The organism is Pseudoalteromonas nanhaiensis (assembly GCF_051235485.1).
Lineage (GTDB): Bacteria > Pseudomonadota > Gammaproteobacteria > Enterobacterales > Alteromonadaceae > Pseudoalteromonas > Pseudoalteromonas lipolytica_C.
Window position 1 is genome coordinate 1 of the sequence record NZ_JBPNYQ010000001.1, and the last position, 16,883, is coordinate 16,883.

At 41.8% G+C, this 16,883-nt stretch carries 13 protein-coding genes and 1 pseudogene; 9 read left to right on the forward strand and 5 right to left on the reverse strand.

What is annotated here, in order from left to right; translation table 11 throughout:
* Positions 1-66 precede the first annotated feature (66 nt).
* Positions 67-267 (forward strand): annotated as a pseudogene (locus ACSFVZ_RS00005) (molybdenum ABC transporter ATP-binding protein); the annotation flags it as partial.
* A gap of 26 nt (positions 268-293) precedes the next feature.
* Here the strand turns inward: ACSFVZ_RS00005 and ACSFVZ_RS00010 are convergent.
* A complete protein-coding gene (locus ACSFVZ_RS00010) occupies positions 294-1,172 on the reverse strand; it encodes a TraB/GumN family protein (protein WP_435557866.1) in 879 nt (292 codons plus the stop codon).
* 535 nt (positions 1,173-1,707) lie between these two features.
* On the opposite strand from ACSFVZ_RS00010, the gene ilvG reads away from it, so the two are divergent.
* The 7 genes from ilvG (at position 1,708) to can (ending at position 10,161) form a co-directional block, all read left to right on the forward strand.
* Positions 1,708-3,357: an acetolactate synthase 2 catalytic subunit gene (gene ilvG, locus ACSFVZ_RS00015; protein ID WP_138557996.1), complete on the forward strand. Its 1,650-nt coding sequence runs from the start codon at positions 1,708-1,710 to the stop codon at positions 3,355-3,357.
* The gene (ilvM, locus tag ACSFVZ_RS00020; RefSeq protein ID WP_135922791.1) at positions 3,354-3,599 is read left to right on the forward strand and encodes an acetolactate synthase 2 small subunit; all 246 of its coding nucleotides are present in this window, start codon (positions 3,354-3,356) and stop codon (positions 3,597-3,599) included. The genes ilvG and ilvM overlap by 4 nt, the downstream gene beginning before the upstream one ends.
* Before the next feature lie 115 nt (positions 3,600-3,714).
* Positions 3,715-5,571 (forward strand): dihydroxy-acid dehydratase, encoded by a 1,857-nt coding sequence (ilvD, locus tag ACSFVZ_RS00025; RefSeq protein ID WP_135922790.1) that lies wholly within the window; start codon positions 3,715-3,717, stop codon positions 5,569-5,571.
* 2 nt (positions 5,572-5,573) lie between these two features.
* Entirely contained in the window at positions 5,574-7,127 is a 1,554-nt protein-coding gene (gene ilvA / locus ACSFVZ_RS00030; RefSeq protein ID WP_435557867.1) for a threonine ammonia-lyase, biosynthetic, read from the forward strand.
* A 124-nt stretch (positions 7,128-7,251) separates the two neighbouring features.
* Positions 7,252-8,259, forward strand: a complete 1,008-nt coding sequence (locus ACSFVZ_RS00035; RefSeq protein WP_199527153.1) for an ABC transporter substrate-binding protein — start codon at positions 7,252-7,254, stop codon at positions 8,257-8,259.
* A gap of 41 nt (positions 8,260-8,300) precedes the next feature.
* Positions 8,301-9,479 (forward strand): methyltransferase, encoded by a 1,179-nt coding sequence (locus ACSFVZ_RS00040; protein ID WP_235383213.1) that lies wholly within the window; start codon positions 8,301-8,303, stop codon positions 9,477-9,479.
* A 19-nt stretch (positions 9,480-9,498) separates the two neighbouring features.
* Positions 9,499-10,161, forward strand: a complete 663-nt coding sequence (can, locus tag ACSFVZ_RS00045) for a carbonate dehydratase (RefSeq protein ID WP_135922787.1) — start codon at positions 9,499-9,501, stop codon at positions 10,159-10,161.
* A gap of 45 nt (positions 10,162-10,206) precedes the next feature.
* Here can and ubiK read toward each other — a convergent pair whose 3' ends face one another.
* A complete protein-coding gene (gene ubiK, locus ACSFVZ_RS00050) occupies positions 10,207-10,470 on the reverse strand; it encodes a ubiquinone biosynthesis accessory factor UbiK (RefSeq protein ID WP_036971505.1) in 264 nt (87 codons plus the stop codon).
* Positions 10,471-10,581: 111 nt separating this feature from the next.
* Between ubiK and rep the strand changes: the two genes are divergently transcribed.
* The gene (gene rep, locus ACSFVZ_RS00055) at positions 10,582-12,594 is read left to right on the forward strand and encodes a DNA helicase Rep (RefSeq protein WP_138557993.1); all 2,013 of its coding nucleotides are present in this window, start codon (positions 10,582-10,584) and stop codon (positions 12,592-12,594) included.
* On the opposite strand, the gene ACSFVZ_RS00060 is transcribed toward rep, so the two are convergent.
* From ACSFVZ_RS00060 to elbB, 3 genes are all read right to left on the reverse strand, one after another.
* Complete coding sequence (locus tag ACSFVZ_RS00060; protein WP_435557868.1) at positions 12,584-15,148, reverse strand: diguanylate cyclase domain-containing protein; 2,565 nt, start codon at positions 15,146-15,148, stop codon at positions 12,584-12,586. The two genes, rep and ACSFVZ_RS00060, sit on opposite strands and share 11 nt — an antisense overlap.
* 200 nt (positions 15,149-15,348) lie before the next feature.
* On the reverse strand, positions 15,349-15,741 hold the full coding sequence (locus ACSFVZ_RS00065) for a c-type cytochrome (RefSeq protein WP_435557869.1): 393 nt from the start codon (positions 15,739-15,741) through the stop codon (positions 15,349-15,351).
* Positions 15,742-15,923: 182 nt separating this feature from the next.
* Entirely contained in the window at positions 15,924-16,574 is a 651-nt protein-coding gene (gene elbB / locus ACSFVZ_RS00070; RefSeq protein ID WP_435557870.1) for an isoprenoid biosynthesis glyoxalase ElbB, read from the reverse strand.
* Between the last annotated feature and the right edge of the window lie 309 nt (positions 16,575-16,883).

The window sequence follows — 16,883 nt, forward strand, 5'->3', positions numbered from 1 at the left end:
AATTATTGATTGAAAAAGATCAGTTACCTGAATTTAAGTAGGGGCAACTGATCAAAATATATGTGAAAGAGTACTAGTTTATTGATTTTAGATGAACCATGCCTAGGTCTTGATGAAGCGAATAGGCAACGCGTGTTGTTACTAATAGAAAAAATCTGCGCCGCGGGTACCAGTACTGTAGTTTACGTTAACCATCATGCCAGTGATAAAATTGCAGGCATCGACAACTATTTAGAGATGGCTGATTTCACAAAAAAAGCGCCATAAGGCGCTTTTTTCAGTTGTTTATATATTTAGATACGGGTAATGGTGAAACCTTTATCTGTTAATTGTTTTAATAAACCATGTTGCTCAGGTAAGTGTAAAGCACCTACAGCTATGAACAGTTTTTCTTTACCAATGCGAGTCGATAGTTGCTCAACCCAGTCATTATTGCGATCAATCAGCATAACCTGCTCACTTAATTCACCGTATTGTGAGTCGTCAAAACTTTCGTTATAAAAAGAGGTTAACGTTTTCATATCGCCTGACTTCCACGCCTTAATCAGACCTAAAAAGTAGGTATCGACATCAGCGAGTTGCTCAAAGGTTTCCTCAATCATTTTGTCGTTCATGATCGCTAGGTGTTCAAACATTTCCATTTGTCGTTCTAGAGTTTCTAACTCACCTACGACAATGTTATTTTCTTTAGCGTAAGCAAGAACCTGTTTGTCTATCCCATATTGATCTGAAAATCCAACGCGTTGAAATTCCATTTGCATCATCGTAATCATAACCGCCCAAGGCGCTAAGTTCTTAAACATCGCAATATCAATTGATTTGTCAGCAAAGTACTTTTGCAGTTTCGCATAGTTAGCTGGCGATAATTCTGACTGTAATGTTTTACCATCTTTTAGCATCATAAATGGCAATGAGCGACGTTGCATCTCCATAGGAGATATTGAGCTAATATCCACCTCAACAATCACTTTATCACTATTATCAAGGGCCTGAGTTACTTTGTTTGGCAAGCCTTTCATGCTGGTATCACCCACATGAACAGTGCCAAATAAATAAGAGGCAACGCCGTTTTTTTCTACCTTCCATAAGCCAGGTTCTGCAAAAACATGCTGACTAAAGCCAAGCACTAAAACAAGACAAAACAAAACCTTGATATGCTGAATGAGTTTCATAACTTTCCTTTTAAGCTGTCGTTATTTTCAATACTAAACTAATTTTTTGTTGGTCGTTAAATTAAATCGCTCTCAAATAGAAATTCAGCAATATCCTAGATAAAAATTAATCAATCATTTAATGGCTTATTACGAGGTATGAAATTTCAAAAAACGAACGATATCGAAAAATAAATCCGTAATAATTGTTTTTGTGCATATATTTTTCTTTAAATTCGCGTTTGCCTTGTTTTTTTGAATTGATTTTTATGTTGACTTAACGGGCTTGTCGCGGTACTAATAGAAAAAGGCAGCGGGATGGCTAGATTTCCGCTACAAATGAACAAAATTTGGTTACAGATAATGCTTACTAACAAACTCACTCTTATTCTAATTAACGTCGTGGTGATTATTATTACCGCGGGGGCTAGTTAGTGCTTGGAGAAAAGTAAAGCATTTAAAAAGCCCCCCGCACTTAATAGTCCGGGGGGCTTTTTCGTTTAAAGGGTTTGAATCGCAGCAAATACACAATGTCACTGAGGAATGAGGATTTACGATGACAGGCGCAGAGTTAACAATCGATTTATTAGCCAAACATGGCGTTAAGGATGTTTTTGGATACCCAGGTGGTGCCATCATGCCTATTTACGACGCTTTGTACGGTGCGCCAGTCAAGCATTACCTGACACGCCATGAGCAAGGTGCTGGTTTTGCGGCCGTAGGCTTTGCACGTAGCACGGGTAAGTTAGGTGTGTGTTTTGCAACATCGGGCCCAGGTGCAACTAACTTAATCACTGCACTTGCCGATGCCATGATGGATTCAGTGCCATTACTTGCTATAACAGGGCAAGTGCCAACCGCTGCGATAGGCTCAGATGCTTTTCAAGAAGTGGATGTGTTGGGTATGTCATTATCATGCACAAAGCACAGCTACATGGTTGAACGTGCAGAAGACCTTGCCGAAATCCTGCAAGAAGCCATCCACCTAGCACAAAGCGGTCGCCCTGGCCCTGTGTTAGTTGATATCCCCAAAGACATTCAAATGGCGCAAGTGCCATTCCACCCTTGGCTAGCTGCAGAAGATTATTTACCTAAACTAGACCCAAACCAAGTTGCTATAGCAAATCAAATCTTAAGCGAAGCACAGCGCCCAGTAGCCTACGTGGGCGGTGGCGTACAAGCCGCTGATGCGCAAAACGAGCTTATGCAGTTTTTAGAAAAAACACATATGCCTGCGGTTTCAACCTTAAAAGCGTTAGGTAGTGTGTTACCTGATTACGATTATGACTTAGGTATGCTAGGTATGCATGGCGGTAAAGCGGCTAACCTAGCGGTGCAAGAATGTGATGTATTAGTTTGTATCGGCGCCCGTTTTGACGACCGAGTAACTGGCAACTTGAGTAAGTTTGCGGCAAAAGCAAAGGTGATCCACTTAGATATCGATGCTGCTGAAGTAGGTAAACGCAAGCCTGTAAAAGCGTCGTTAGTGGCAGATTTAAAAACCTCATTACCGCAACTTGATTGTTTTGTGACACCTGACGAGTGGTTGACTCATATCGAAAGTATGATGAAAGAGCATGCTTGGCGTTACGACTACCCGGGCGAAAAAGTATTTGCTCCTTATTTGTTAAACCAACTAAGTCAAAAAATGCCATCAACCGGCGTAGTGTGTTGTGATGTTGGCCAGCACCAAATGTGGGTTGCGCAGCATATGAAATTTAGCCACCCAAGCAATCATTTAAGTAGTGGTGGTGCAGGTACTATGGGCTTTGGTTTACCGGCAGCGATCGGTGCCCAAGTTGCTCGCCCAAATGATTTTGTGATCACTGTGTCAGGTGATGGCTCAATCATGATGAACATTCAAGAGCTGGCAACGATTCGTCGTAACAACTTACCAGTTAAAATTTTAATCTTAGATAACCAGCGTTTAGGCATGGTACGTCAATGGCAACAGCTATTTTTTGAGGGCCGTTATTCTGAAACCAATCTTTCGGATAATCCTGATTTTGTAGCACTTGCGGCAGTATTTGGTATTCCAGGTCAAACCATCACTAAAGCAGATGAGGTCGATGCTGCGGTTGATGCGTTAGTGAAAAGTGAAGGTCCTTACATTTTACATGCTTGTATTGATGATAAAGAAAATGTATGGCCGCTCGTGCCACCAGGTGCAGCCAATGATGAAATGATGACGGAGACAGTAAAATGAAACACACCCTAACGATTACATTAAAAAATCAAAGTGTCGCAGTTGAGCGCTTTTTACGCGTTGTTCGTCATCGCGGTTTTGATTTAACAACAATGAACCTAGAAATGGCTGATGGAACTTTTCATGTCACCATGACAGTCGACAGCGATAAGCCAATTTATTTACTAACATCACAGTTAAATAAATTGGTTGATGTAAGACAGGTCAGCATTGAAAACCAGTTTCACCAACAGGCAATGTAACAACGAATAAACTAATTCAACAGGTCGCTTAAGCGCTAAAACGACGGTTAAGCGAATAAATAAATTTTTGGAATGAGGAAGTCAGTGGCATGCCACTGCAACAACTGAGGTAATTATGGCTAAATTAAGAAGTGCAACAACAACAGAAGGTCGCAAACGTGCAGGTGCGCGCGCACTATGGCGTGCAACGGGGATGACAGATAAAGACTTTGGTAAGCCGATTATCGCAGTTGTTAACTCATACACTCAGTTCGTTCCTGGTCACGTTCACCTTAATCAGTTAAGTGAACTAATGGCCGAAACCATCACCGAAGCAGGTGGTGTACCAAAAGAGTTTAATACCATTGCAATCGATGATGGCATCGCAATGGGTCACGGCGGTATGCTTTATTCACTGCCATCGCGTGATTTAATTGCTGACTCAGTTGAATACATGGTTAATGCACACTGTGCCGATGCTATGATCTGTATTTCTAACTGCGACAAAATCACCCCAGGAATGATGCTGGCAGCGCTTCGTTTAAACATTCCAGTTATCTTTGTATCGGGTGGGCCAATGGAAGCAGGTAAAACACGCCTTGCTGATATCGATATCAAGCTCGACTTGGTTGATGCCATGGTTAAAGGGGCTGATACCTCTGTGAGCGATGAAGATTCAGAAAAAGTAGAGCGCTCAGCGTGCCCTACTTGTGGCTCGTGTTCAGGTATGTTTACTGCCAACTCAATGAACTGTTTATTAGAAGCGATTGGTCTGGCACTACCGGGTAACGGAACCACACTTGCAACGCATAAAGACCGTAAGCAGCTGTATGTTGAAGCGGGCGCACGCATTGTTGATTTATGCCGTGAATACTATCAAAAAGATAATGCAGCGGTATTACCACGTGCTATTGCAAATCGCACCGCTTTTATGAATGCGATGGTGGTTGATATTGCCATGGGTGGTTCATCAAATACGGTGCTTCACTTATTAGCTGCGGCGCAAGAAGCAGGTGTAGACTTTGATATGTCGCACATCGATGAGCTATCTCGCAAAACACCATTCCTATGTAAAGTGGCACCCGCGACAAACAAATACCACATTGAAGATGTTCACCGTGCTGGTGGCATGATGGCCATCATCCGAGAACTAGGCAAAGCTGGATTAGTTGATTTATCAGTTGATCACGTAGCAGGTCATACTATGGCTGAGATGGTTGCTAAATGGGACGCGACCGATCCAAGTAACGAAGTGGCGCAAAAATTCTATAAAGCGGGCCCTGCAGGTATTCGAACTACAAAAGCAATGAGCCAAGAATGCCGCTGGCCAGAACTTGATAATGACCGAGAAAACGGTTGTATCCGCAGTGTTGAAAATGCTTTTCGTCAAGATGGTGGCTTAGCTGTGTTATCGGGCAACCTTGCCCTTGATGGCTGTATTGTTAAAAGCGCCGGTGTTGTTGAAGAGATGCTACATTTTGAAGGCCCTGCCGTTGTTTATGAATCACAAGATGATTCGGTAGAAGGTATTTTAAATGGCGAAGTAAAAGCGGGTGATGTGGTTGTTATTCGCTACGAGGGGCCAAAAGGTGGTCCGGGCATGCAAGAAATGCTGTACCCAACAAGTTACTTAAAATCGGTTGGTTTAGGCGAAAAATGTGCGCTTATCACAGATGGTCGTTTCTCAGGTGGTACGTCGGGCTTATCAATTGGCCACGTTTCGCCAGAAGCAGCAAGCGGCGGTGCAATAGCCTATGTTGAAAACGGCGATAAAATAATCATTGATATCGCGACCCGTGAAATCACTTTGGCGTTGTCTGATGAAGAGCTTGAAGCGCGTAAGCAAAAACAATTAGCGCGTGGTAAAGATGCATATAAACCATTAAATCGTGAACGCTATGTATCGCCTGCACTTAAAGCCTATGCGTTACTTGCAACCAGCGCAGATAAAGGAGCTGTGCGCGATTTAGCTAAACTTGAGGAGCTAAGTTAATTATGGTGTCCCAAGAGCTCGATTATTTTCGCGCTATCATCCAAGCGAACATGGAGCCGCTTGCAAAAGTCACTGAGGTCAGCGAAATGGCTGAACTCAGTGCGCGATTAGGCAATCATGTGTGGTTAAAGCGTGAAGACCAACAACCGGTTTATTCATTTAAGTTACGTGGTGCTTTTCATAAGCTGGGCAAGCTGCCAAAAGGGTCTGATGTGATCACGGCTTCAGCTGGCAATCATGCACAAGGCGTAGCACTGAGTGCCTCTTTTTTAGGGCATAAAGCAACTATTGTGATGCCAGTTACAACACCCGAAATTAAAGTCAATGCAGTGCGTGCTTTAGGTGGTGAAGTGGTATTACACGGCCATCATTTTGATGCGGCAAAAGCCCATGCTTTAGAGCTCACAGAGCAGCGCAATGGGGTATTTGTACCACCGTTTGATGATCCTGATGTGATTGTTGGCCAAGGTACGGTTGCCCGTGAATTAATGCAACAGCTTAATGATCTTGATGCAGTCTTTATTCCTGTGGGGGGCGGTGGCTTACTTGCAGGCATGGCGGTGTACATTAAATCTTTACGTCCCGATATCAAAGTTATTGGTGTTGAAGCCGACGAGAGTGCTTGTTTAAAAGCTGCGCTTGAGGCTGGCAAACCCGTTGAGCTTGACCGCGTTGGCAGCTTTGCGGATGGCGTAGCAGTAAAAATCATCGGTACAGAAACCTTTCGTTTAGCGCAAAAGTTTTGCGATGAAGTTGTCACTGTAACGGGCGATGAAATCTGCGCAGCAATGCAAGATATCTTTGTTTCAACCCGTGCTATAGCGGAGCCTTCAGGAGCACTATCAACAGCGGGTTTAAAGAAGTGGTGCCAACAAAATGGTGTGAAAGGCTTAAACGTAGCTGCGATTTTATCGGGTGCAAACTTAAACTTTGACCGCTTACGTTATGTTGCTGAGCGAACCGCGCTTGGTGAAAAGAACGAGGCACTTCTTGCCGTAACTATCAAAGAAGAAAAGGGCAGCTTCAAGCAGTTTTGCGCTTCTTTAGGTGGGCGTGCAATCACCGAATTTAACTATCGTTATGCAGGACCAGGCGAAGCACAAATTTTTGTTGGTATTGCTTTGAGGCAAGGCCAACAAGAGCTTGATGAGCTGAAAGGCGCACTGACTGAAAATGGTTATACGTTTTGCGATCTATCAGATAACGAGCTGGCTAAATTGCATATTCGTTATATGGTGGGTGGTAAAGCACCGGCTCAGTTGCATGAACGTCTGTTACGTTTTGAGTTTCCTGAATACCCAGGTGCACTAGCGCGTTTCTTAGATACACTAGGTAGCAATTGGAGTATCACTTTATTCCACTATCGTAATCATGGTGGGTCAATTGGTAATGTTCTGGCTGCCTTTGCTATTGAGCCGAGTGATTATGAGGTATTTAACGAGCACTTGAACCGGTTGGGTTATAACGTTCAAGATGAAACAAATAACCCATGTTTTACGCAATTTTTAACCACTCAAGGCCAAAAGTTAGCTGATGTAAAAGCGGCTAATCAATAAAACCGATTTAAGGCTCCTTTTGGAGCCTTGATTTTTTATTGGCTTTTCCTATAGTTAATGGATGGTTTTCAAGCAAGGATGATGCGTGCGTGGAACTCGCTATTACATAGGGTTACTTTGTTTAATGTGCAGCTTGAGTGCATTGAGTAAGGATAAGGTTACCCTACAATTAAAATGGACTCATCAATTCCAATTTGCTGGCTATTATGTGGCATCACAGAAAGGCTTTTATAAAGAAGCAGGCCTTGATGTAACAATTTTACCCGCCGATCCAAACGACCCTGATACCTTCCCTAAAGTGTTAAGTGGCAAAGCTGACTTTGCAATTACTCACTCAGGCATATTGCAAAAGCGCCAACAAGGAGCGCCAGTTGTTGCCTTAGGAGCCATACTGCAGTTTTCACCTTATTGTTGGATGGTGAAAAATAACTCAGATATTTTTCAGCCTCGAGACTTTGTAGGCAAGAAAATTAGTAAAGTAAGCTCGTTGGAAAACGCCGAATTACTAGTCATGCTTCGTAAAGCTGGATTAGATTATCAACATTTAATAGAGGCAAGCACCGAAGGAGGAATTGAGCAGTGGCTTAATGGTGAGCTTGATGCGGTGCAAGTGTATGTTACCAATGAACCTTATACAATGACGCTGCGTGGTGTGGGGCACCGATTAATCTGCCCACAAAAGTTTGGTCTAAATGTGTATAGCGATATTTTATATACTTCAGAGTCGATGCTCAAAGCTAATCCTGATGTTGTTAACCGCTTTTATCAAGCAAGTATTAAAGGCTGGCGCTATGCATTACACAACATGAATGAGACGATTGCATTGACCAAAAAGCACTATGCGGTTCATAAGAGTATTCAAGAACTTGCCCATGAAGCTGATGTGTTGGTCAATTATATTCAGCCGCCAGGAATTAACATCGGCAATATGTCGATGGCTAAATGGCGATTGATTGCTGACTTATATGGACTCAGCCAAGACGAGTTTGATCAAACGTTTGCCGGTTTTATGTATCAACACCAGCAAGATGAGGGATTAGAATTATCGTGGATGCTGATTTTAGCAATTTTATTAAGCATTGCCTGCATTCCATTATATATCCACTTGAACAGAAGTAATCTGCGCTTGTAAAAACTGTTATACTACATTTTATTTGTTGTCGTTTTGTAGTTATGACCCTTGCTCAGCAGTTTGCTGCCTTAGATACTTTGCTTTTTTCAACCCGTCAGTACTGGCAATGTACCGCATTTGATTATGATGCAATCCCTTGGCCTGAACTTTCGTCTTTATTATGGGCGCTTGACGATCAACAAGTTAGTGAACTAGATAGTGACCAGAATGCGTTGTATGCCTATTTTGCAAAGGCAATTAAGGGGCTCGATGAGCTTCAATCGTTATGCGAACTTCCCACAACCCAACAAACCCGAGATGAGTTTCCATTTTGGATCAGTAACGGCATTAAAGGACGTAAGTTCGAGCAACTACAGGACTTTGTTGCAGCGATTAGCCAGCAGAAGTCACAGTATCCAGTACTTGAATGGTGTGCTGGAAAAGGGCATTTAGGGCGCATGCTCGCTTTTAATGGAGCACCGAGTATTCATAGCATAGAACTACAAGCGCATTTGTGTGAACAAGGCCAACACAGTGCTAATCAACAACAATTACCTATGCAGTTTTCGCAAGCTAATGTACTTACCGATGATGTTACTGAGTATTTTAAAGAGCAACAGCATGCCGTTGCGTTGCACGCCTGTGGTCGATTGCATCAAACATTTATGCAGCAAGCAAGTGATGCTAAAACTCAGCAAATAAGCTTTTCTCCATGTTGTTATCATTTATTCACGGATAACGATTATCAAGCAATGAGCGAGCCTGCAAAGCAAAGCCAGCTTGCGTTGACTCATCGCGATTTAAAATTGGCACTACAAGAAACCGTCACTGCTCCGAGTCGTGTTGATAAAGTACGAAAAACTGAAGTCGAATGGCGGCTTGGTTTTGATGCGTTGCGTAAATCAATCACGGCAGAGCAGCACTATGTTAGTGTCCCGTCGGTGAACAAAGCGATCTTTTCTGATTCTTTTAAATCATTTTGTTTATGGGCTGCTGAGAAAAAATCATTATCACTGCCAGAAGATATTGATTACCATGAATTTTTAGCAATAGGGAAACAACGAAAACGAGTAACTGAGCGTGTTGAACTCGTCCGACATGTGTTCAGAAGGGCAATTGAAGTTTGGCTCGTGCTCGATCGTGCTTTATATTTGCAACAACAAGGGTATCAAGTAACGGTTAGTACGTTTTGTGAAAAGCAGCTCACCCCAAGGAATATCTTGATCCAAGCTAATTATTAAAACATCGTAAAGAGGCGCAATGAGAAAGTTAAAAAATTTATTCGAAAATAATAGACGTTGGGCAGCGCGTACGAGTGAAAATGATCCTGAGTTTTTTAAAATTCTATCAATGCAGCAAAATCCAGAGTACTTGTGGATCGGTTGTTCAGATTCGCGTGTACCGGCTAATGAAATCGTTGACTTGTTACCGGGTGAATTATTTGTTCACCGTAATGTAGCAAATGTCGTTGTTCATACTGATCATAACTGTTTATCAGTAATGCAGTATGCTGTTGAAGTGCTTAAAGTAAAACACATCATGGTGGTCGGTCACTATGGTTGTGGTGGTGTGCAAGCGGTATTAAATGAAGCGAGCTTTGGTTTAATTGATAACTGGCTTCGTCATGTAGGTGATGTAAAAGAAAAACACATCGAACAACTTAACGCATTACCTGAAAAAGAGCGTTTAAATAGTCTGATAGAATTAAACGTTATTGAACAAGTACGTAACGTGTGCCGTACTAACATAGTGCAAGATGCGTGGGCGAAAGGCCAAGAGTTAACAATTCATGGTTGGGTTTATGGCTTAGCGAATGGTCACCTCAATGACTTAGAGTCGGTTGTGACGTGTGCTGAAGAAGCTAATGAGACCTATGGAATTGCGGTTAAGCGTGTATTTGAACGAGTGGCTGAAAAAAGCTAATACCGAATAAAGTAGAAAAAAGGAGAGCTAATTCGCTCTCCTTTTTTATTGTTCGTCTTGTTTGCTAGCAAGTTGCTGCTCAAGTAATGCAACTTTCTCTTCAAGCTCAGTGAGTTTTTCACGAGTACGAATAAGTACTTGGCTTTGAATATCAAACTCGTCACGGCTTACAAAGTCCATCTCAGCAAGTTTGTTTTGAATAGCTTGCTTAGTTTTGCCTTCGATTGTATCGGCAAGGTTTTTCACACCTTGCGGCATGTTATCAGTAATTTGCTTAGCGATTTCTTCAAGTTTTGCTGGGTTGATCATGTTCGTCCCTTGAGTCACGTAAAAAAACAATCTTACCTTATTGGCTAGGCGTAGTGTAGTGATTACGGTAAAATTGCCCGTCCTGTCTTTGGATAATTTCTTTAGGGGCTTATGAAACTCAACCCAAAACAAGATGAAGCGGTAAAGTATATTAGTGGGCCGTGTCTGGTATTAGCCGGTGCGGGCTCTGGTAAAACGCGTGTTATTACTAATAAAATCGCTTACTTGGTGCAAAAGTGTGAGTATCAAGCACGCAATATTGCTGCGGTAACCTTTACCAATAAAGCAGCAAAAGAGATGCGTGAGCGTGTCACGCAAACACTTGGCAAGCAAGAGTCAAAAGGCTTATGGGTTTCAACGTTTCATACCCTCGGGCTTGAGATAATCAAAAAAGAGCTAACCACTTTAGGCTTTAAGCCCGGATTTTCGTTGTTTGATGATCAAGATACCAACCAGCTATTAGCTGAGCTGACCGAAGAAGAGCTTAAAAAAGACAAAGACTTACTCAACCTGCTTAAGATGCAAATAGGCAGCTGGAAGAACGAATTAATTCTACCTGAGCGTGCTATTCGCGAAGCCAGAGAGCCGCAAAAAGCTTTATTTGCCCAGCTGTATGCGCGTTATCAAAATCAACTGCGGGCTTATAATGCGCTTGATTTTGATGATCTGATAATGATCCCCACTTTATTACTTAGCCAAAACGCCACTTCTCGTGAGCGTTGGCAACAGCGTTTTCGTTACTTGCTGGTGGATGAGTATCAAGATACTAATACCAGTCAGTATCAACTGGTTAAATTATTAGTGGGTGAGCGAGCTCGTTTTACCGTGGTAGGCGATGACGACCAATCAATTTACTCATGGCGCGGTGCCAGACCACAAAACCTTGTGTTATTGAGTAAAGACTTTCCGGGCTTACGTTTGATTAAGCTTGAACAAAACTACCGAAGTGCTGGGCGAATTCTTAAAGCGGCGAATATTTTGATTGCCAATAACCCTCATGAGTTTGATAAAAAGCTATTTAGTGAGCTTGGTTATGGTGAGCCTATCAAGGTCATTGGTTGTCGTGATGAAGAGCATGAATCAGAGCGAGTGGTGGCAGAGATCATTTCTCATAAATTTATGAAACGCACCAGCTATAAAGATTACGCAATTTTATACCGTGGTAACCACCAAGCGAGAGTGTTTGAAAAAGCACTCATGAGCAACCGCATTCCTTATAAGATCAGCGGTGGTATGTCGTTTTTCTCTCGCTCAGAAATTAAAGACATCATGGCTTACTTACGCCTATTGGTGAACCAAGATGACGACAACGCATTTTTACGAATCGTCAATACGCCACGCCGTGAGATTGGTACGGTCACTTTGGAAAAGCTAGGTACGCTTGCTAATGAAAAACATATCAGCTTATTTGCTGCCTGTTTTGAGCCTGAGCTTGCGCATCGACTAAAAGGCCGTGGTTTTAATGCTTTAGCTGGTTTTGCCCGTTGGGTGGTTGAGCTATCTGATAACGCTGTACGTGGTGACACCCTTGAAGCAGTTAAAGAATTAGTTAGGCAAATTAATTACGAAGCATATCTTTACGAGTCATCACCGAGTGCAAAAGCCGCTGAAATGCGCATGAAAAACGTCTCAGAGCTTTATCGTTGGATCACTGATATGCTGACAGGGGACGCAGACAATCCGCCGCTGAACCTCGCTGAAGTGGTCAGTAAACTGACCTTACGTGACATGCTTGAGCGTAACGAAGAAGAAGACGAATCCGATGCGGTACAATTACTAACGCTACATGCTTCAAAAGGTTTGGAGTACCCGTATGTGTTTATGGTTGGCATGGAAGAGGGGTTATTACCGCACCAAGTGAGCATTGATGAAGATAACGTCGAAGAAGAGCGTCGCCTTGCTTATGTAGGTATTACGCGTGCTCAGCAAGAGCTGGTAATGACCTATGCTAAGTTACGCCGTCAATTTGGTGAAACCTCAGAGACTGAGTTGAGCCGTTTTGTACAGGAATTACCGCAAGATGACCTAGCCTTTGAATCTAAAAAGCCACCGTCATCGCAAGCAGAGCGTATGGAAAAAGGACAGGCTCGTGTGGCTAATCTAAGAGCAATGCTTAAGAAGTAATCGACTTTGCGTTTGGCACGACTTGATCAAAGGGTGCCAGCGCACGTTGTTTTCCAATAAACAAAGACAAGCCATGCTTTTCTAGCAAGGTGCGGTAATTGAAAATAGACGGCCCTTTAGCGATTACTTGGATATTTTGCAGTTTAGTAATCGCCAGCACACCTTGCAGTTGTAAATGATAATTTTCTTGCTGTAATACTCGTTTGCTGAAGGTTGAGCTTAACAGTAAGTAATCGAACTCGAACTCAGTAAGCAGGTTTAGTTCACAGCGATCTTTAGCAAATTCGTTCAAGCCGATAGATACCCCCAAAGAAATAAGCTCTTTTAAGTTCTCTATTTGCACTGCTGATGCATAACGGATCTCTTGCTCATTAAATAGCAAACAGATTTTGCTCGCATGATTTACTTGTAATAGCTTAGTCAATACTTTGAAATTAATGCGTTCAAGTACTAAGCCTGAGCATGGGAATAATACTTTTTTAAGATTATTCGTATTGATTAACGTAAAAGCTTGTTCAATGAGCTTTAGCTCAACTTCAAAGTGCTGCACGCGATCAGTCGCAAACTTCTTCAAAACTTCAAAGCTAGTACTGCCAAGTACAGGGTGTTCACCAAATGCTTCGAGTAAAGACTCTGGGTGAGGTTGCTCATCAAGGGTAATGATTTCTGCACTTCTAAAGTGCATTGGCAAATCATCCAAGTGATGCATTGATTCTGATTCGTGATGAGATAGCGACGTATTAAGCAATGGATGAAAAGATTCAAATCGATTACGACCTGCATTTTTAGCGTAATACATAGCAGCATCAGCATCGCGAATAATTTCATCAGTGTGCTTATAACTCGGTTGAGAGTAAGTAATACCAATACTCGCACCGCTTTGAATACATTGACCTTTTAAACAAAACGGCTTTTTCATTATCTCAATAATTCGCTTAGCAACATCTTGTGCTTGCTGCTGCTCTGTTAGATGAGTCAACAACACAACAAATTCATCGCCGCCTAAGCGCGCTAATAAATCATGCTCACGAATACAGTGCGAAAAGGATTCTGCAACACTAATTAAAAACTGATCTCCGGCTTGATGACCAAGCTGATCATTAATGTCTTTAAATTTATCTAAATCGATAAATAACACTGCAAATTGTTGTTCTGGATAGCGCTGGTAGTGCTGAAGTGTTTTCTCAAGCTGAGTTAAGAATAAACTGCGATTTGGTAAACTAGTGAGAGAATCATGATGGGCATCATGATAAAGCTGTTGCTCTATTTTTTTACGTTCTTCCATCTGCATTTGCAAGTGCATATTAGCTTGGCGTAATTCTTTGGTTTTTTCGGCCACTCTATGTTCAAGCTTTTGATGGCTTTGTTTAAGCGCTTGATTGGCTAAATGTGCTTGGATAACGTTGGCAATTTGATGTGAAACAAAGGTAATGAGCTCACAGTCATCTTGGCTAAATTCATGTTTGTTATTATATGCTTGGCAGACTATTAAACCGATAACACCTTGCGATGTTTTAAGAGGGGCACCTAACCAGCTCGTGGCTGTTTGTTCTCGGGGAACATTAACAGGCTTCTCAACTATGCCAAGTTTAACCAGTTCTTGCTCTCTTTTACTATCAATAAGCTGACATTTTTCGGTACTTAGCACTAATTCACTGTAGCCTTTAGCAAACGGACGCGGCTTAGCATTGTTATTATATTCATCAACACAATACGGAAAGCTTAACCAGTTTGTGTTTTCATCATACAGTGCAATGTATAAATTATCTGCGTATGTAATTGTTTTAATAATTTCATGCACATGTAGATAAACATCCTCTAAGTTTTCACTGAGCGTAGCTAGCTCTGAGATTTTAAACAGGATCTGTTGTCGCTCGAGGGCATTTTTCCGATGTTGAATTTCTTCGTTGAGGGCTTGGTTACTTTGCGTTAGTGCACGAGTACGAATTTTTACTTCTGATTCTAGTAATTCACGTTTTTTGACCCGCTCAATCGCTGTTGCTAAGTACATCGACATCGCTTCGAGTAGTTCAATTTGCTGCTCGGTATAGCCATTTTGTGCATCGTAACTTTGTGCAACCATTACACCAATGATTGTTTTATCTCGGTATACAGGTACACCCACCCAATGCTCCGCCGGGGTTCCAAATACTTTAAACAGACCTTGCTGCTCGGCTAGCTCTGTTTGTTGTTTTGTAAAGTAACTGGTTTCTCCGTGTTTAAACACATACCCCGTTAATCCTTCCTTGAAGTACTGCTCATATTTTAAAGGCACCGATAAACCATCTTTTTCATCGGCAAAATAAGACAGTTCGAGGTTATCGTATACAGGATTGTGTAAAACGACGAAAAAATTCTTACTAGGAATAAAATCTTGTAAAATTTCGTGAATAGCTGGATAGAGTAGGGTTAATTCGGCAACAGTGCTGGCCTGCTCTGATAATTGTAAGAGAGCATTTTGCAGGTGATGTGATTGCTTATACTGTTGTAAAAGCGATTTTAAACGAGCATTTTTACGGGCTAGTTTATCAATGTGTGTTGCTGAATCTTCCAATGATTTAGAACCAGATCTTATTATTGTTTAAATATCGTCCTATATAGTTCCACTTTTTTATTAGATCGTCAAGTAACAGTTGTTAACAAAATACTAATTAATTGTGGGGCTAATTCGGCGACAGAGCTAGCCTGGCGAGCAAAAATGGGCACAAAAAAAGGGCTTAAAAATTTAAGCCCTTAGTATTAGTTTTTGAATTGTTACTTGCTAGTCATAAAGTCGATAGCAGCACTGATTTCTTCATCAGAACAATCCATACATGTACCTTTTGGTGGCATCGCATTGAAGCCATTGATAGCATGATCTAATAGTGTATCTTTACCTTTAGCAATACGAGGAGCCCAATCATCAGCTGATTTAGGTGCACCTAGTGCGCCAGTGCCATGACAAGCAAAACATGCTGCTTGGTAAACTTGTTCACCAGAACGAGGACCTGTAGGTTCAGCAGCGACCGCAGCTTTATCACCTTCTAGATATACAGAACCAATTGGCGCTAGACGCTTTTTAATTGCATCTTCAGTCAAAGAGTTGTCATACGCTTGTGCATATGCCGTTGTTGCTAGCAGTAATAATGCAGCTGATAGTTTTTTCATTTTGCCTTGCTCACTTCGATTTGAACGTGATCAATCACGATATCTGACGGAAATTAGAACGATTATAACGCTAAGCCACAATTTATAAAATGATCTAAAAGGCTTTTTCTTGAGAAAAACCGTCATTTTTTTGCGTTAGCGCAAGAAAAGCCAGCATTAAATACTGGCTCTTAGCTTGATGTTTAAGCAAGCTCTAATACTTTGTTAACCAATTTTTCGATACCCGCATCAGCATCTAAAATGCTTTGGGCCAACATATAGGCTGGGGTTGTGACCACTTTATGCTGAGGATCGACAACGATATCATCCACAGCACAGCTTTGGTGCGCTCCGCCAAGTTGCTCGATTGCTGCAGCGGTGTCTGCATCGTTACCAATGGTTGTTTTTACACCTTTACCATAAATAAGTGGCAGCATGGCAGGAGCAATACATATATAACCTGCTGCTTTGTTGGAATCGACAAAGGCCTTCGCAGTTGTCAGTACATCACCTTGAACTTGGGCATCTGCGCCTTTAACAGCAAAGTCAGATAGGTTTTTCGCGGCCCCAAAGCCACCTGGTACGATCAAGGCATCGAATTCATCTACATTTAGCTCAGTCAGCGCTTTAATTTCACCACGGGCAATACGCGCAGCTTCAACTAACACATTACGGTTAGGTGTCATTTCTTCACCGGTTAGGTGATTAATGGTGTGCATTTGTTCGATATCGGGTGCGAAGCATTGATAGCTCGCGCCTGCTTTTGCGATATGTAATAAGGTTAATACGGCTTCATTGATTTCTGCGCCGTCGTAAACACCGCAACCAGCTAAAATTACAGCAACTTTTTTCATTTTTGAACTCTCCTTAATGCGACTAGCTTTAGTTTAACAAGGATACGAGCATGGCGACAAAATAAAAAATTTTTGTCGCTTGATAACTCGCAAAGCATGATGAATAGCCGTTTATGCCTTTTTATAAATTACTAACGAAAAAAAAAGTATAAAGGATCGCTATGATCTTTGATCCATTATGCTAGAATACTCCTCCGGTTATGAAAAGGGATGTTAATTCGGTATCGAATAAGCAAAAGGTTATCGCTACTAAAACCGTTTTCCACATCGGATAAAAATAATAAAAAAAGAACCACGCATTATCTTTTT